Origin of the sequence: Nocardioides sp. SR21, from assembly GCF_022761125.1 — a bacterium.
Taxonomy (GTDB): domain Bacteria; phylum Actinomycetota; class Actinomycetes; order Propionibacteriales; family Nocardioidaceae; genus Nocardioides.
On record NZ_JAKWJR010000004.1, the window covers coordinates 211,140 to 223,716 of the forward strand.

Annotated in this window: 15 protein-coding genes; 11 read left to right on the plus strand and 4 right to left on the minus strand. The window is 71.8% G+C overall.

Features of this window, described 5'->3' with window-relative positions; genetic code table 11:
- The first annotated feature begins 8 nt into the window (after positions 1-8).
- From MJ604_RS09365 to MJ604_RS09375, 3 genes are read left to right on the plus strand one after another with little or no spacing between them, the layout of a single operon-like run.
- A complete protein-coding gene (locus MJ604_RS09365; RefSeq protein WP_243058073.1) occupies positions 9-1,256 on the plus strand; it encodes an arginine deiminase in 1,248 nt (415 codons plus the stop codon).
- Complete coding sequence (locus MJ604_RS09370) at positions 1,256-1,681, plus strand: META domain-containing protein (RefSeq protein WP_243058074.1); 426 nt, start codon at positions 1,256-1,258, stop codon at positions 1,679-1,681. Before MJ604_RS09365 ends, MJ604_RS09370 begins: the two co-directional genes overlap by 1 nt.
- Positions 1,678-2,691: a lysylphosphatidylglycerol synthase domain-containing protein gene (locus MJ604_RS09375; RefSeq protein WP_243058075.1), complete on the plus strand. Its 1,014-nt coding sequence runs from the start codon at positions 1,678-1,680 to the stop codon at positions 2,689-2,691. The genes MJ604_RS09370 and MJ604_RS09375 overlap by 4 nt, the downstream gene beginning before the upstream one ends.
- Here MJ604_RS09375 and MJ604_RS09380 read toward each other — a convergent pair.
- Complete coding sequence (locus MJ604_RS09380) at positions 2,651-3,325, minus strand: TIGR00266 family protein (RefSeq protein WP_243058076.1); 675 nt, start codon at positions 3,323-3,325, stop codon at positions 2,651-2,653. The two genes, MJ604_RS09375 and MJ604_RS09380, sit on opposite strands and share 41 nt — an antisense overlap.
- Before the next feature lie 158 nt (positions 3,326-3,483).
- Here MJ604_RS09380 and MJ604_RS09385 point away from each other — a divergent pair, with 158 nt between their 5' ends.
- Positions 3,484-3,969, plus strand: a complete 486-nt coding sequence (locus MJ604_RS09385; protein ID WP_243058077.1) for a nucleoside deaminase — start codon at positions 3,484-3,486, stop codon at positions 3,967-3,969.
- Entirely contained in the window at positions 3,966-4,370 is a 405-nt protein-coding gene (locus MJ604_RS09390) for a cupin domain-containing protein (RefSeq protein ID WP_243058078.1), read from the plus strand. Before MJ604_RS09385 ends, MJ604_RS09390 begins: the two co-directional genes overlap by 4 nt.
- A gap of 15 nt (positions 4,371-4,385) precedes the next feature.
- Here the strand turns inward: MJ604_RS09390 and MJ604_RS09395 are convergent, their stop codons facing one another.
- Positions 4,386-4,580, minus strand: coding sequence for a hypothetical protein (locus tag MJ604_RS09395; RefSeq protein ID WP_243058079.1), 195 nt, complete (start codon positions 4,578-4,580; stop codon positions 4,386-4,388).
- Between the two features lie 126 nt (positions 4,581-4,706).
- Between MJ604_RS09395 and MJ604_RS09400 the strand changes: the two genes are divergently transcribed.
- The gene (locus MJ604_RS09400; RefSeq protein WP_243058080.1) at positions 4,707-5,447 is read left to right on the plus strand and encodes an SDR family oxidoreductase; all 741 of its coding nucleotides are present in this window, start codon (positions 4,707-4,709) and stop codon (positions 5,445-5,447) included.
- A gap of 3 nt (positions 5,448-5,450) precedes the next feature.
- On the opposite strand, the gene MJ604_RS09405 is transcribed toward MJ604_RS09400, so the two are convergent.
- Together MJ604_RS09405 and MJ604_RS09410 are read right to left on the minus strand one after the other, a co-directional pair.
- Positions 5,451-6,110, minus strand: coding sequence for a response regulator transcription factor (locus tag MJ604_RS09405; RefSeq protein WP_243058081.1), 660 nt, complete (start codon positions 6,108-6,110; stop codon positions 5,451-5,453).
- Positions 6,107-6,967, minus strand: a complete 861-nt coding sequence (locus MJ604_RS09410; protein ID WP_243058082.1) for a sensor histidine kinase — start codon at positions 6,965-6,967, stop codon at positions 6,107-6,109. The genes MJ604_RS09405 and MJ604_RS09410 overlap by 4 nt, the downstream gene beginning before the upstream one ends.
- Before the next feature lie 86 nt (positions 6,968-7,053).
- Here MJ604_RS09410 and MJ604_RS09415 point away from each other — a divergent pair, with 86 nt between their 5' ends.
- From MJ604_RS09415 to MJ604_RS09435, 5 genes are all read left to right on the plus strand, one after another.
- Entirely contained in the window at positions 7,054-7,521 is a 468-nt protein-coding gene (locus MJ604_RS09415) for a hypothetical protein (RefSeq protein WP_243058083.1), read from the plus strand.
- On the plus strand, positions 7,508-9,013 hold the full coding sequence (locus tag MJ604_RS09420) for a potassium/proton antiporter (RefSeq protein WP_243058084.1): 1,506 nt from the start codon (positions 7,508-7,510) through the stop codon (positions 9,011-9,013). The genes MJ604_RS09415 and MJ604_RS09420 overlap by 14 nt, the downstream gene beginning before the upstream one ends.
- Positions 9,010-10,317 (plus strand): SLC13 family permease, encoded by a 1,308-nt coding sequence (locus MJ604_RS09425; RefSeq protein WP_243058085.1) that lies wholly within the window; start codon positions 9,010-9,012, stop codon positions 10,315-10,317. Before MJ604_RS09420 ends, MJ604_RS09425 begins: the two co-directional genes overlap by 4 nt.
- Positions 10,318-10,379: 62 nt before the next feature.
- Positions 10,380-11,312, plus strand: coding sequence for a carbamate kinase (locus tag MJ604_RS09430; RefSeq protein ID WP_243058086.1), 933 nt, complete (start codon positions 10,380-10,382; stop codon positions 11,310-11,312).
- A gap of 14 nt (positions 11,313-11,326) precedes the next feature.
- On the plus strand, positions 11,327-12,430 hold the full coding sequence (locus MJ604_RS09435; protein WP_243058087.1) for a ring-opening amidohydrolase: 1,104 nt from the start codon (positions 11,327-11,329) through the stop codon (positions 12,428-12,430).
- Positions 12,431-12,577 lie beyond the last annotated feature (147 nt).

Below are 12,577 nucleotides of genomic sequence, written 5' to 3' on the forward strand. Positions count from 1 at the left end.
CAGGAAACATGAGCGTCTCCTCGACGTACGGTGTGCACTCGGAGGTCGGCAGGCTCCGCAAGGTGCTGGTCTGCGCCCCCGGCCTCGCGCACCGCCGACTCACCCCGAGCAACAACGACGAGCTGTTGTTCGACGACGTGATGTGGGTCGAGAACGCCCAGCGTGACCACGCGGACTTCGTCAACAAGCTGACGCAGCGCGGGGTGGAGGTCGTCGAGCTGCACGACCTGCTCGCGCAGACGCTCGAGGTCGACGGCGCCAAGGACTGGATTCTCGACCGCAAGATCGTGCCGAACCAGGTCGGGCTCGGGCTCGTCGACGACACCCGCAGCTATCTCGAGGGACTGCCCGAGCGGCAGCTGTCCGAGTTCCTGATCGGTGGGCTGGCGACCAACGACCTGCCCGACGACTTCCGCTCCGACTACGTGAACCTCGCGCGGGAGTCGACCGGCGCGCGTGAGTACCTCATGCCGCCGCTGCCGAACACGCTCTACACGCGCGACACCACCTGCTGGCTGTACGGCGGGCTCACGATGAACCCGCTCTACTGGGCGGCGCGCAAGGAGGAGACCCTTCTGTACAAGGCGATCTACCAGTACCACCCCGACTTCGTCGGCTCGAAGGTCTGGTGGGGCGACGCCGAGCAGGACTGGGGCCAGGCCAGCTTCGAGGGTGGCGACGTGATGCCGGTCGGCAACGGGGTCGTGCTCGTCGGGATGAGCGAGCGCACCTCGCGCCAGGCGATCACCCAGGTCGCGAAGGCGCTGTTCGACCAGGGCGCCGCGACCCGCGTGATCGTGGCCGGGATGCCCAAGCTGCGCGCGGCGATGCACCTCGACACGGTGTTCACGTTCGTCGACCGCGACATCGTCACGCTGTACCCGACGATCATGGACGCGGTCCACACGTTCACGCTGATGCCGTCGGACACGGCGCCGGGCGTCGAGGTGCGCGACGAGGGTACGGCGAGGTTCGTCGACGTCGTCGCCCGCGAGCTCGGCCTGCCGTCGATCCAGGTCATCGACACCGGCGGCGACGTCTACCAGTCCGAGCGGCAGCAGTGGGACAGCGGGAACAACGCGGTCGCGCTCGAGCCCGGCGTGGTGTTCACCTACGACCGCAACACGCTCACGAACACCCTGCTGCGCAAGGCCGGGGTGGAGGTCATCACGATCGTCGGTGCCGAGCTCGGCCGCGGCCGCGGCGGCGGGCACTGCATGACCTGCCCGATCATCCGGGAACCGGTGGAGTTCTGATGCGTGGCCTCGTGGTGACGGCGGCCCTGGTGCTCACCCTGGCCGCGTGCGGCTCCGACTCCGACTCGGGCTCCGACACGGCCGAGGAGCCGCAGCAGCTCGAGCTGGACGGCACGACGTTCACCTCGACCGAGGTGACCGGCCACGAGCTCGTCCCGGACACGACGATCAGCCTGGCGTTCGAGGAAGGCAACCTCTCCGCGAACGCCGGCTGCAACACGATGAGCGCGGAGTACGAGGTCACCGACGGCAACGTGGCGTGGAGCGGTCCGGCGGCATCGACCATGATGGCCTGCTCCGACGAGCTCACCGAGCAGGACCAGTGGCTCACCGAGCTGTTGACCGAGGGGGTCGACGCCAAGCAGGACGGCGACACCCTGACCCTGACCGACGTTGACCTGGAGATCGTCCTCGAGGCCCAGTGAGCCGCCGGTGGCTGATCCGGCTGGGCCTGCTGGCGGTCGCGCTCGTCGTGACCTACGTGGTGGTCCAGCTGGTCGGGAAGGTCGACTGGGCCGAGGTCAGGTCGTCGCTCGGACACCTCGACTGGTGGCAGGCGCCGGTGCTGTTCGCCGTGCTCGTCGGTCGGCAGGTGCTGAACGCGCTGCCGCTGTCGCTCTACATCCCGGGTGTCTCACCGCTGCGCGCCACCCAGAACGACCAGGTCGCGATCCTGATGTCCACGGTCGCGCCACCACCCAGTGACATCGCGCTGCGGATGGCGATGTTCTCGTCGTGGGGCGTGCCGGTGGCCAAGGGCATGGCCGGCACGATCATGAACACGCTGACGTTCTACATCGTGCGCTTCGGTGCGCCGGCGGTCGGCTTCGTGCTGCTCGCGATCACCGGCGGGGAGCTCGGCTACCGGCTCGCCGACCTGCTCAGCATCGCGATCTCGGTGGGCATCCTGGTCGGCGTCCTGCTCGTCGTCCGCAGCGACGCGCTCGCCCGGACCGTCGGCACGAAGGCCGGGCGCGTCGCGCGGCGGGTGCGACGTACCGTCGACCCGGCATCCTGGGCCGAGGCCTGCGTGCGGTTCCGCGGTGACGTGGCGAGCCGCTTCCACCGCGGGTTCCCGCGCTCGCTGCTCGCGCTGGCCGCGATGCTCCTGGTCGACCTCGCGCTGCTGGTGATGTGCCTGCGGTTCGTCGGGCTGTCGGCGGCCGAGGTGGGCGCCGTGCACATCGCGATCGCGTACCTGTTCGCCTATCCGTTCACGATCTTCCCGTTCAGCGGCATCGGCATCGTCGACGCGCTGATCCTCGCCGGCATCGTCGCGGCCGCCGGCGTCGAGGCGGAGGCGGCCGCGGTCGCCGGCCTGGTGGTCTGGCGCGTGTTCACGATCGGCGGTCCGCTCGCGCTGGGCGCGGTCTCGCTGGCCGCGTGGCGGCGTACTAGCTCGACTGCTGAGGCAGGTTCGGGATCAGCCAGTTGAGGAACGAGTCCTGGCTGCGGGTCTGGATGTAGATCCGGCCGGGGCCGGTCGCGTCGACGACGAAGCCCTCACCGGAGAAGAACGTCGACTTCCAGTTGCCGACCTTGCGCACCGCGTAGTTCACGCCCTCGGTCCACGCGACCATGTGGCCGGTGTCGACCGTGTAGGTCTGGCCGGGCTGCAGGTCGATCGCGTGGATCGCCCCGTAGCTCGACAGCACGACATCGCCCTGGCCGCTGATGCGCAGCATGAACAGGCCCTCGCGCGAGAAGAACGTCTTCGAGCCGCCCCACTTCGAGTCGACCTCGAGGCCCTGCGAGGACGCGAGGTACGAGCCGGACTGCACGTACAGCGTGCCGTTGATCGGCCACGCGACCACGTCGCCGGCCAGCGGCGGGGCGAGCCACAGCTCGGCGCCGTCGACCTGTCCGGTGAACGTGTTCATGAAGAACGACTCGCCGCCGAGCACCGACCGGCGCAGGCCCTTGAGCACGCCGCCCTGCGTCGAGGTCTCCATCGCGACGCCCGGCGACATCGCGAGCATCGCGCCGGACTCCGCCCGGACGACCTCGCCCGCGCTGAGGATGACCTTCGCGGTGGCGTACGCCGGGCCGTACATGATCTCGGTTCGCATCGACTCTCCTGGTGGCTGTGCCCGAGGCGGCTGTTCACGGTTGGGTACGGCGAGCCTAGCCAGCCCTCCGCGCCCCATCGGCGCAATTGCGTGGGATCCGCAGCGCGACGAGGGCGGCGCGGGCAGACCGCGAGCGCCGCCTGGGGCAGACTCGGCACATGACGCTCTCCGAGACGGACCTGGTGCACCTGCGGCACTGCGTGGAGCTGGCGCGCGAGGCGCTCGAGGACGGCGACGAGCCGTTCGGGTCGGTGCTGGTGTCCGGCGTGGGCGAGGTCCTGTACGCCGACCGCAACCGGGTGAAGGACGGCGACCAGACCCGGCACCCCGAGTTCGACATCGCGCGCTGGGCGGGAGAGAACCTGCCACAGGACCAGCGTGAGGCGTGCACGGTCTACACCTCCGGCGAGCACTGCGCGATGTGCTCCGCGGCGCACGCGTGGGTCGGCCTCGGCCGGATCGTGTACGCCGCGTCCACCACGCAGCTGGTCGGCTGGCTGACCGAGTGGGGTGTCGCCCCGGGGCCGGTGCGGCCCCTCGCGATCCAGGACGTCGCACCCGGCGTACCAGTCGACGGGCCGGCGCCGGAGCTCGAGGCCGAGGTGCGCGGGCTGCACGCCCGGCTGCACGGGGTGGCGTCGTGACCCGTCCGCCGCTGGCCGAGGCGCTCGACCTCCAGCCGCACCCCGAGGGCGGGTGGTACCGCCAGACCTGGAGGTCGCCCGAGTCGGTGACGCTGCCCGACGGCCGGGTCCGGCCCACCGCGACGCTGATCTACTTCCTGCTGCCGGCGGGCGAGTCCTCGGCCTGGCACCGGGTGTCCTCCGACGAGGTCTGGATCGCCAACCAGGGTGCGGTGACGCTCGAGCTAGGCGGCACCGGTGACCGGCCCGGGGACGGGACCGCGGTCTCGGTCGACGTGGTCGAGCCGCAGGCACTGGTGCCGGCCGGCACCTGGCAGCGCACCCTGCCCTCGCCTGCCGACGCCCTGGTCAGCTGCCTGGTCTCGCCGGGCTTCGACTTCGACGACTTCGAGCTCGCCTGAGGGCCGGGCGCGACGTCAGAGCGCGTCGAGCTCGGCGAGCACGACCAGCTCGGACGGGTGGTCAGGGTCGATCCAGACCCTCTGGACGCCCTGGCTCTTGAGCGCCTGCTCGACGGCGTCGAGGATCGCGCACCGCATCGGCAGGTCGACGTCGGCGTGCACGGTGAGGATCCGGTGCGTGGTCGGCGTGGTCGGCGTCATGGTCGTCATGCAGGGTCGATCGGTCGGTCGACCGGCGACCTGCGGCGATCGGTGCGGAGATACCCAGTTCTGGGGCACTTCGCGCGTTCTCGCCGCACGCGCGCCCGACTGTGCTGGGGCTGAGAGACTCGAGCCATGCCTGACCGACTCCTGACGCTCATCACCGGTGGCACTCGCGGGATCGGCGCCGCCACCGCGCTCCGACTGGCTCGGGACGGCCACGAGCTGGTGCTGGCGTACGCCCGCGACGACCGGGCGGCGGAGGAGACCCGGCTCGCGGTCGAGGACGCCGGTGGCCGCTGCACGGTCGTGCGCGTCGACCTCACCGATCCCGAGGGCGTGGACCGGCTGTTCGCGGAGGCGGGTGCGGTCACCGGCGTCGTCAACAACGCCGGCGCCACCCTGCACATCGGTCGCCTGGCCGAGACCCCGCCCGACGTCATCGCCGCGACCGTCGACCTCAACCTGACGTCCGCGCTGCTCGTCGCCCGCGCAGCGGTCCGCGCGATGGGGACGTCGTACGGCGGCCGCGGCGGCGTGCTCGTGAACGTCAGCTCCGGCGCCGCGACGCTCGGGTCGCCGGGGGAGTACGTGCAGTACGCCGCCGCCAAGGCCGGCGTCGACACGCTCACCGTCGGGCTCGCGCAGGAGGTCGCCGGTGACGGCGTCCGCGTGGTCGGGGTCGCGCCGGGGATCGTGCGGACCTCGATCCACGCCGATGCCGGCGAGCCCGGCCGGATCGACCGGGTCGGCCCCCTGGTCCCGCTCGGCCGCGCCGGCGAGCCCGCGGAGGTCGCGGACGCGATCGCCTGGCTGATGAGCGAGGAGGCGTCGTACGTCACGGGCACGACGCTGCGGGTCGCCGGCGGACGCTGAGCGTCAGGGCTCGATCAGCCCGGCCCGGATCGCGTACCGCGTCAGCTGCGTGCGGTCGCGCATCCCCAGCTTGGCCAGGATGTTCTCGCGGTGCCGGTCGACCGTGCGGGCGCTGATCGTCAGCGCCTGGGCGATCTCCTTCGACGACAAGCCCTCGGCGATCAGCTTGATCACCTCGTCCTCGCGCTCGGTCAGCACGGTCTCGGGCATCCGCTCGCCGCGCCGCTTGCGGTCCAGGTAGTCACGCACCAGCGCGCTCATCGCGCCCGGGTAGACGAACGCCTCGCCCCGCAGCGCCGCCCGGCAGGCACCGACGAGGTCCTCGTCGGCGACCGACTTGAGCACGTACCCGCTGGCGCCGATCCGCAGCGACTCGAAGAAGTACTGCTCGTTGTCGTGCATCGAGAGCATCAGCATCCTCGGTGCGCTTCCCCGGGACGTACGCCGCCCGATCTCACGGGCCGCCTGCAGGCCGGTCATCCGGGGCATCGCGATGTCCAGCACGACGAGGTCGACCTCGACCTCGCGCGCGAGCCGCACCGCCTCGGCCCCGTCGCCGGCCTCGGCGACCACGGTGAGGTCGGGCTCCTGGTCGAGGATCAGCCGGACCCCGCGGCGGACCAGCGCATGGTCGTCGGCGAGCAGGATCCGGGCGGCCGTCATGCCGCCACCGGCACGGCCAGGCGGACGACGGTCGCGCCGCGGGTGCTGGAGATCGTCAGGTCGGCGCCGACCAGCCGGGCCCGCTCCTGCATGCCGCGCAGGCCCGCGCCGGCGATCGTCGGGTCGAAGCCGCGGCCGTCGTCGGTGACCTCCAGCACCACGCTCCCGCCGACCCGCGACAGGCACAGCACGACCGACGTGGCTCCCGAGTGCCGCGCCGCGTTCGTCAGCGCCTCCTGGGCGACCCGGTAGACGACGAGCTCCGACTCGGGCGACAGCGGGGGCAGGCCGGGCGCCACCTGACGCTGCACGGCCGCCGGGCTCTGCGCGGCGAAGTCGCTGGCCAGCGACGCCAGGGCGCTGGCCAGCCCGAGGTCCTCGAGCACGCCGGGCCGCAGCTGGCGGGCGACCCGTCGTACGTCGTCGAGCCCTTCCCTGACGCTCTCGCGGAGGGTGGCGAGCTCCTCGCCCAGGTCGGGAGGCAGCTGCTGCTCGATCCGCTTCAGGCCGAGCAGCACGACGGTCAGCTGCTGGCCGACCTCGTCGTGGAGCTCCTGCGCGATCCGGTGCCGCTCCTGCTCCTGCGCGGCCAGCGCCTTGGCGTTGCTGGCCGCCCGCTCGTCCTCGAGCCGCTCGAGCATCGCGTCGTACTCCGCGACGACCTTCTCGACGGGGCGGAAGCTGGAGCGCAGCAGCAGGGCGTTCGCGAGCAGCATCACCGCGAGGCCGGGGAGCAGGACGGCGGCCTCGGACGCGGCGGGCTGCCGGGAGACGCTCACCGGCCCGAACACCAGCACCAGCGTCGCCGCGACCAGCACGGCGCCGTTGATGAGCACCACCTTCCAGTACAACCGCACGCCGCCAGCCTCGCACGCGGGTGGCGCGCGACAGATGGGTGCTGGACCCCATTCAACGCGGGCCACGCACCACCAAGACTCGAGGCATGACCGCTTCGACGCCCCTCGTCCGCCGCGTGCCGCGTGGCCGGTGGGTGGCCGTCGTCCGTCGGGGTGTGGTGCGTCGGCTGCACACCTCCGGCGTGGCCTGGCGGTTACCCGCGGTGGAGCGGTTCGTCGAGGAGCCCGACGATCTGCACGGCGTACCGCTCCATGCGCGGACCACGACCCGGGACGGCGTGCCCGTGCTCGTGCTGGCCGAAGCGACCGTCACCCTTCCCCGGCCGGTCGTGGGCACGAGGTACGCCGATCCCTGGCCGGCGGCGGAGCTGGCCGCGGAGGAGTCGATCGCCCGGTCTGCTTCGGGGTGGTCGGCCGCCGAGCTCACCCACTCGGTCGCGAGGACGGCGCGGCCGCTGCGCCGCGCGGTCGGGGAGGCGGTCGACGCGCACGGCGTCCAGGTCGTCGACCTGGAGCTCGTCGAGGTGGGCGTCTCGCTCCATGGACCCGACTGAGCTGAACCTGGTCCTGCTCGTCGGAGCGGGGCTGCTGCTGGTCGCGGTCGCGGCCGTGCGGGTGTCGACGGGCGCGGGGCTGCCGAGCCTGCTGCTGTACCTCGCGATCGGGCTGGTCGTCGGCGAGGCCGGCCTCGGCATCCAGTTCGAGGACGCCGAGCTCGCCCAGGTCCTGGGGGCCGTCGCGTTGGCGGTCATCCTCGCGGAGGGCGGCTTCACGACCGACTGGCGCACCGTCCGCCCCGTCGCGCCCCTGGCCGGCGTGCTCGCGACCGTCGGCGTCGGCATCTCGGTCGTGGTCACGAGCTCGCTGGTCTACCTCGTGCTCGACGTCGACGTGCGTACGGCGATCCTGCTCGGCGCGGTCGCGTCCTCGACCGACGCAGCGGCGGTGTTCGCCGTCCTGCGCCGGCTGCCGATCCGGGGACGGCTGCGCGCGACCGTCGAGGCGGAGTCGGGGTTCAACGACCCTCCGGTCATCATCCTGGTGACCGTCGTCGCCTCCAGCGCGTGGACCGACGCCGACGGACTCGGCATCCTCGCCCGGATCGGCTACCAGCTGGTGCTCGGGGTCGCGGTCGGCTTCCTCGTGGCGCGGGCGGGCCGGTGGCTGCTCGTGCGCAGCGCGCTGCCGGCGTCCGGGCTGTATCCGGTCGCGACGCTCGCGATCGCCTTCCTCGCCTTCGCGGTGGCCGGCGTCGCCGGGGGCAGCGCGCTGATGGCGATCTACGTCGCCGGCCTGACCCTCGGGAACTCCCGCCTCCCGCACCGGGCCACGACCGCCGGCTTCGTCGAGGGCCTCGCGTGGCTGGCGCAGATCGGCCTGTTCGTGATGCTCGGCCTGCTGGTCAGCCCGAGCCGGCTGGCCGACGCGCTGCCGTACGCCCTCGTCGTCGGCGGCGCCCTGACCCTGGTCGCGAGGCCGCTCTCGGTGTTCGCCTGTGCGACGCCGTTCCGGGTGCCGTGGCGGGACCAGGTCTTCATCTCGTGGGCCGGGCTGCGGGGCGCCGTGCCCATCGTGCTCGCCACGATCCCGATGGCGGCCGGGCTGCCCGGAGCCGACCGGATCTTCGACGTGGTGTTCCTGCTCGTCGTCGTGTTCACCCTGCTCCAGGGCCCGACGCTGCCCTGGGTCGCGCGTCGGCTCGGAGCGGCCGAGGAGCACCGGCCCCGCGCGGTCGCGATCGAGTCGGCGCCGCTGGAGAGCCTCGACGCCGCGCTGCTGCAGTTCTCCGTCGGACCCGAGTCCCGGCTGGCCGGCGTCGAGATCGCCGAACTCCGGCTGTCGCGGCGGTCGGCGATCTCGCTGGTGCTGCGCGACGGCGAGCTCTTCACGCCCGGCCCGGCGACCGTGCTGCGCGCCGGCGACCACGTCCTCGTCGCGGCCGCTCGTGCGGACCACGGCGCGGTGGAGCGCCGCCTCCAGGCGGTCAGCGAGTCCGGTCGCCTGGCCGGGTGGTACGGCCAGATCCGGAGCGGAGCCGCCACATGATCCCCCTCAGCGACCACACGGTCCTGCTCGCCGCGATCGCGATCTTCGCGATCAGCTACGCGTTCATCGCCACCGAGAAGGTGCACCGGGTCGCGGCCGCACTCGGCGGCGTCGCCGCGATGACGGTGATCGGGCTGGTCGACGCGGACAGCGCGTTCTTCGACAAGCACACCGGCGTCGACTGGAACGTCATCTTCCTGCTCTTCGGGATGATGGTGATCGTCGGGATCCTCAAGCACACGGGGCTGTTCGAGTTCCTGGCGCTCTGGGCCGCGAAGACCTCGCACGGCCGGCCGGCGCGACTGATGACGCTGCTGATCCTGATCACCGCCGGGCTGTCCCCGGTGCTCGACAACGTCACCACGGTGCTGCTCGTCGCCCCGGTCGCGCTCTCGGTGTGCGCGCGGCTCGGGCTCTCGCCGACGCCGTACCTGATCACGCTGGTGTTCGCGTCGAACATCGGCGGCACCGCCACGCTGATCGGCGACCCGCCCAACATCATCATCGCCAGCCGGGGCGGGCTGACGTTCAACGACTTCCTGATCCACTCGCTGCCGATCTCGGTGGTGCTGATCGTCGGCCTGGTCTTCCTCGCGCGGTTCCTGTTCCGCCGCGACCTCGCGGTCGAGACCCTCAACGACGTGCACGACATCCGCCCGGGCGACGCGATCACCGACGTGCGGCGGCTGGTCCGCTGCCTCGTGGTGCTCGCGGTCGTGATGGTCGCCTTCGGCCTGCACACCGTGCTGCACCTGGACCCGTCGATCGTGGCGATGCTCGGCGCCGGCGCGATGGTCGTGGTGGCCGGCGCGACGCCCGAGGAGTTCCTCGCCGAGATCGAGTGGACCACGCTGGCGTTCTTCATGGCGCTGTTCGTGCTCGTCGGCGGACTGGTCGAGGTCGGGGTCATCGGCGACGTCGGCCGGTGGGCGGCCGACACGATGGGGGAGCACGAGCTGCTCGCCTCGACGGTGCTGCTCTTCGGCTCGGCGGTCGTCGGCGCGTTCGTCGACAACATCCCCTACACCGCCGCCACGGTTCCGATCGTGGACGACATGGTCGCCGCATCGCCCAACGACGGGTCGGGCAGCCCGCTGTGGTGGGCGTTCGTGCTCGGCGCCGACCTGGGTGGCAACACGACCGCGGTCGCGGCCGGGGCGAACGTCGTCGTGCTCGGGATCGCGGCCAAGGCGGGCTCGCCGATCAGCTTCTGGAAGTTCACCAGGTACGGCGTCGTCGTGACGTTCGCGTCGCTCGTCGTCGCCTGGTTCTACGTATGGCTCCGGTACTTCGTGCTCGCCTGAGGCCGCCGCTCTTGGCAACTCCTGCCGAAGAACCGCGCCTCCGTGGTCACTAGGTTCGTCGCATGAGGGTCCTGCTCGCGCTCGGCGGCAACGCCATGACGAACGCCGGCCGGGCCCGCCCGGAGGACCAGATCGGCGCGGCCGAGGTCGCGATGGCCGCGGTCGCCTCGATGCTCGAGCAGGACGTCGACGTGGTGATCACCCACGGCAACGGCCCCCAGGTGGGCAACCTGCTGGTCAAGAACGAGATCGCCGCCGCGATCGTCCCGCCGGTGCCGCTGGACTGGTGCGGCGCGCAGACGCAGGGGACCCTCGGGTTCGTGCTGATGGACGCGCTCGACGTCGAGCTCGCCCGGCGCGGCGTCGACCGGCGTACGGCGGCCGTGGTGACCCGCACCCGCGTCGACGCGGACGACAGCGGCTTCACGAAGCCGACCAAGCCCATCGGGCGCTTCCTGCCCGCCGCCGAGGTCGAGGTCCTGCAGGAGCACGGCCAGGTCTGGGAGGACCGCGGGGAGAAGGGCTGGCGGCGCATGGTCGCCTCGCCCGAGCCGCTCGAGATCCTCGACGCGGCCGCGGTGCGCGCGCTGGTCGACGCGCGCTTCGTCGTGATCGCCAACGGCGGCGGCGGGATCCCCGTGGTCCGCGAGGCCGACGGCCGCCTGCGCGGCGTGGAGGCCGTGATCGACAAGGACCTCGGCGCGGCGCTCCTCGCGCGCACCGTCGACGCCGACGTGCTGGTGATCGGCACCGACGTGCCCCACGCCGTGCTGCGCTACGGCACGCCGGAGGCGGAGTCGCTCGGCACCGTCACCGTCGGCCAGCTGCGGGCGTACGCCGCGGAGGGGCACTTCGCCTCCGGCTCGATGGGACCCAAGGTGGACGCCGCCTGCCGGTTCGTCGAGCAGGGCGGCACCCGGGCCGTCATCACCGACCTCGAGAACCTGACCGCCGCCATCGCCGGAGACGCCGGCACCGTCGTCGTACCCAACTAGGGAGAAGGAACGTCATGCCTGACGCCATCGAAGTACGCAAGGTCCCGATCCACTCCGTCGCCGACGCCAGCGAGCTCGCCAAGCTCATCGACGACGGCGTGATGCAGGCCGACCGCGTCATCGCGATCATCGGCAAGACCGAGGGCAACGGCGGCGTCAACGACTACACGCGGATCATCGCCGACCGGGCGTTCCGCGAGGTGCTGGTCGAGAAGGGCGCGGACGCCGACGCGGTGAAGCAGGTCCCGATCGTCTGGTCCGGCGGCACCGACGGTGTCATCAGCCCGCACGCGACGATCTTCGCGACCATCCCGCCCGAGCACGTCGTCCCGTCCGAGGAGCCGCGGCTGACCGTCGGCTTCGCGATGAGCGAGGTGCTGCAGCCGGAGGACATCGGCCGCGTCGCGATGGTCGCGAAGGTCGCGGACGCGGTGAAGGTCGCCATGGAGCGTGCCGGCATCACCGACGTCGCCGACGTCCACTACGTGCAGACCAAGACCCCGCTGCTAACCGTGCACACGATCCGCGACGCCAAGTCGCGCGGCAAGACCGTGTGGACCGAGCACACCCACGAGTCGATGGACCTCTCCAACGGGTGCACGGCGCTCGGCATCGCGGTCGCGCTCGGCGAGATCGAGATGCCGACCGACGCGGACGTCATGCACAACCGCGACCTGTACTCCGCGGTCGCCTCCTGCTCGTCCGGTGTGGAGCTCGACCAGGCGCAGGTCGTCGTGGTCGGCAACGCCGCCGGTGTGGGCGGTCGCTACCGGATCGGCCACTCGGTCATGAACGACGCCCTCGACGCCGACGGCATCTGGGACGCGATCCGCTCCGCCGGGCTCGACCTGCCCGAGCGCCCGCACACCTCCGACCTCGACGGCCGGCTGGTCAACGTGTTCCTCAAGTGCGAGGTCTCGCAGGACGGCGTCGTCCGCGGCCGCCGCAACGCGATGCTCGACGACTCCGACGTGCACTGGCACCGCCAGATCAAGTCGGCCGTCGGCGGCGTGACCGCCGCGGTCACCGGCGACCCGGCCGTCTTCGTCTCGGTCTCCGCCGCGCACCAGGGCCCCGACGGGGGCGGCCCGGTGGCCGCGATCGTCGACCTGGGCTGAGACGTGGTGACGGTTTCACCGGTGCACCGGTGAAACCGTCACTTCTCGGGCGTTGCAACGCCTGAGAAGTGACAGGAGAGCCTGAGAAGTCCCGCCATCAGGTGGACGGTGCGTGTCGTTAAGTCGAGTTAATCAATATAGTTAAGT

Bases quoted from the DNA above. Each gene is read 5' to 3' on its own strand.
- MJ604_RS09405 (WP_243058081.1), bottom strand. From the start codon at position 6,110: ATGACGGCCGCCCGGATCCTGCTCGCCGACGACCATGCGCTGGTCCGC.
- MJ604_RS09395 (WP_243058079.1), bottom strand. From the start codon at position 4,580: ATGACGACCATGACGCCGACCACGCCGACCACGCACCGGATCCTCACC.
- MJ604_RS09430 (WP_243058086.1), top strand. From the start codon at position 10,380: ATGAGGGTCCTGCTCGCGCTCGGCGGCAACGCCATGACGAACGCCGGC.
- MJ604_RS09385 (WP_243058077.1), top strand. From the start codon at position 3,484: ATGACGCTCTCCGAGACGGACCTGGTGCACCTGCGGCACTGCGTGGAG.
- MJ604_RS09425 (WP_243058085.1), top strand. From the start codon at position 9,010: ATGATCCCCCTCAGCGACCACACGGTCCTGCTCGCCGCGATCGCGATC.
- MJ604_RS09380 (WP_243058076.1), bottom strand. From the start codon at position 3,325: ATGCGAACCGAGATCATGTACGGCCCGGCGTACGCCACCGCGAAGGTC.
- MJ604_RS09365 (WP_243058073.1), top strand. From the start codon at position 9: ATGAGCGTCTCCTCGACGTACGGTGTGCACTCGGAGGTCGGCAGGCTC.
- MJ604_RS09370 (WP_243058074.1), top strand. From the start codon at position 1,256: ATGCGTGGCCTCGTGGTGACGGCGGCCCTGGTGCTCACCCTGGCCGCG.
- MJ604_RS09435 (WP_243058087.1), top strand. From the start codon at position 11,327: ATGCCTGACGCCATCGAAGTACGCAAGGTCCCGATCCACTCCGTCGCC.
- MJ604_RS09400 (WP_243058080.1), top strand. From the start codon at position 4,707: ATGCCTGACCGACTCCTGACGCTCATCACCGGTGGCACTCGCGGGATC.
- MJ604_RS09420 (WP_243058084.1), top strand. From the start codon at position 7,508: ATGGACCCGACTGAGCTGAACCTGGTCCTGCTCGTCGGAGCGGGGCTG.
- MJ604_RS09415 (WP_243058083.1), top strand. From the start codon at position 7,054: ATGACCGCTTCGACGCCCCTCGTCCGCCGCGTGCCGCGTGGCCGGTGG.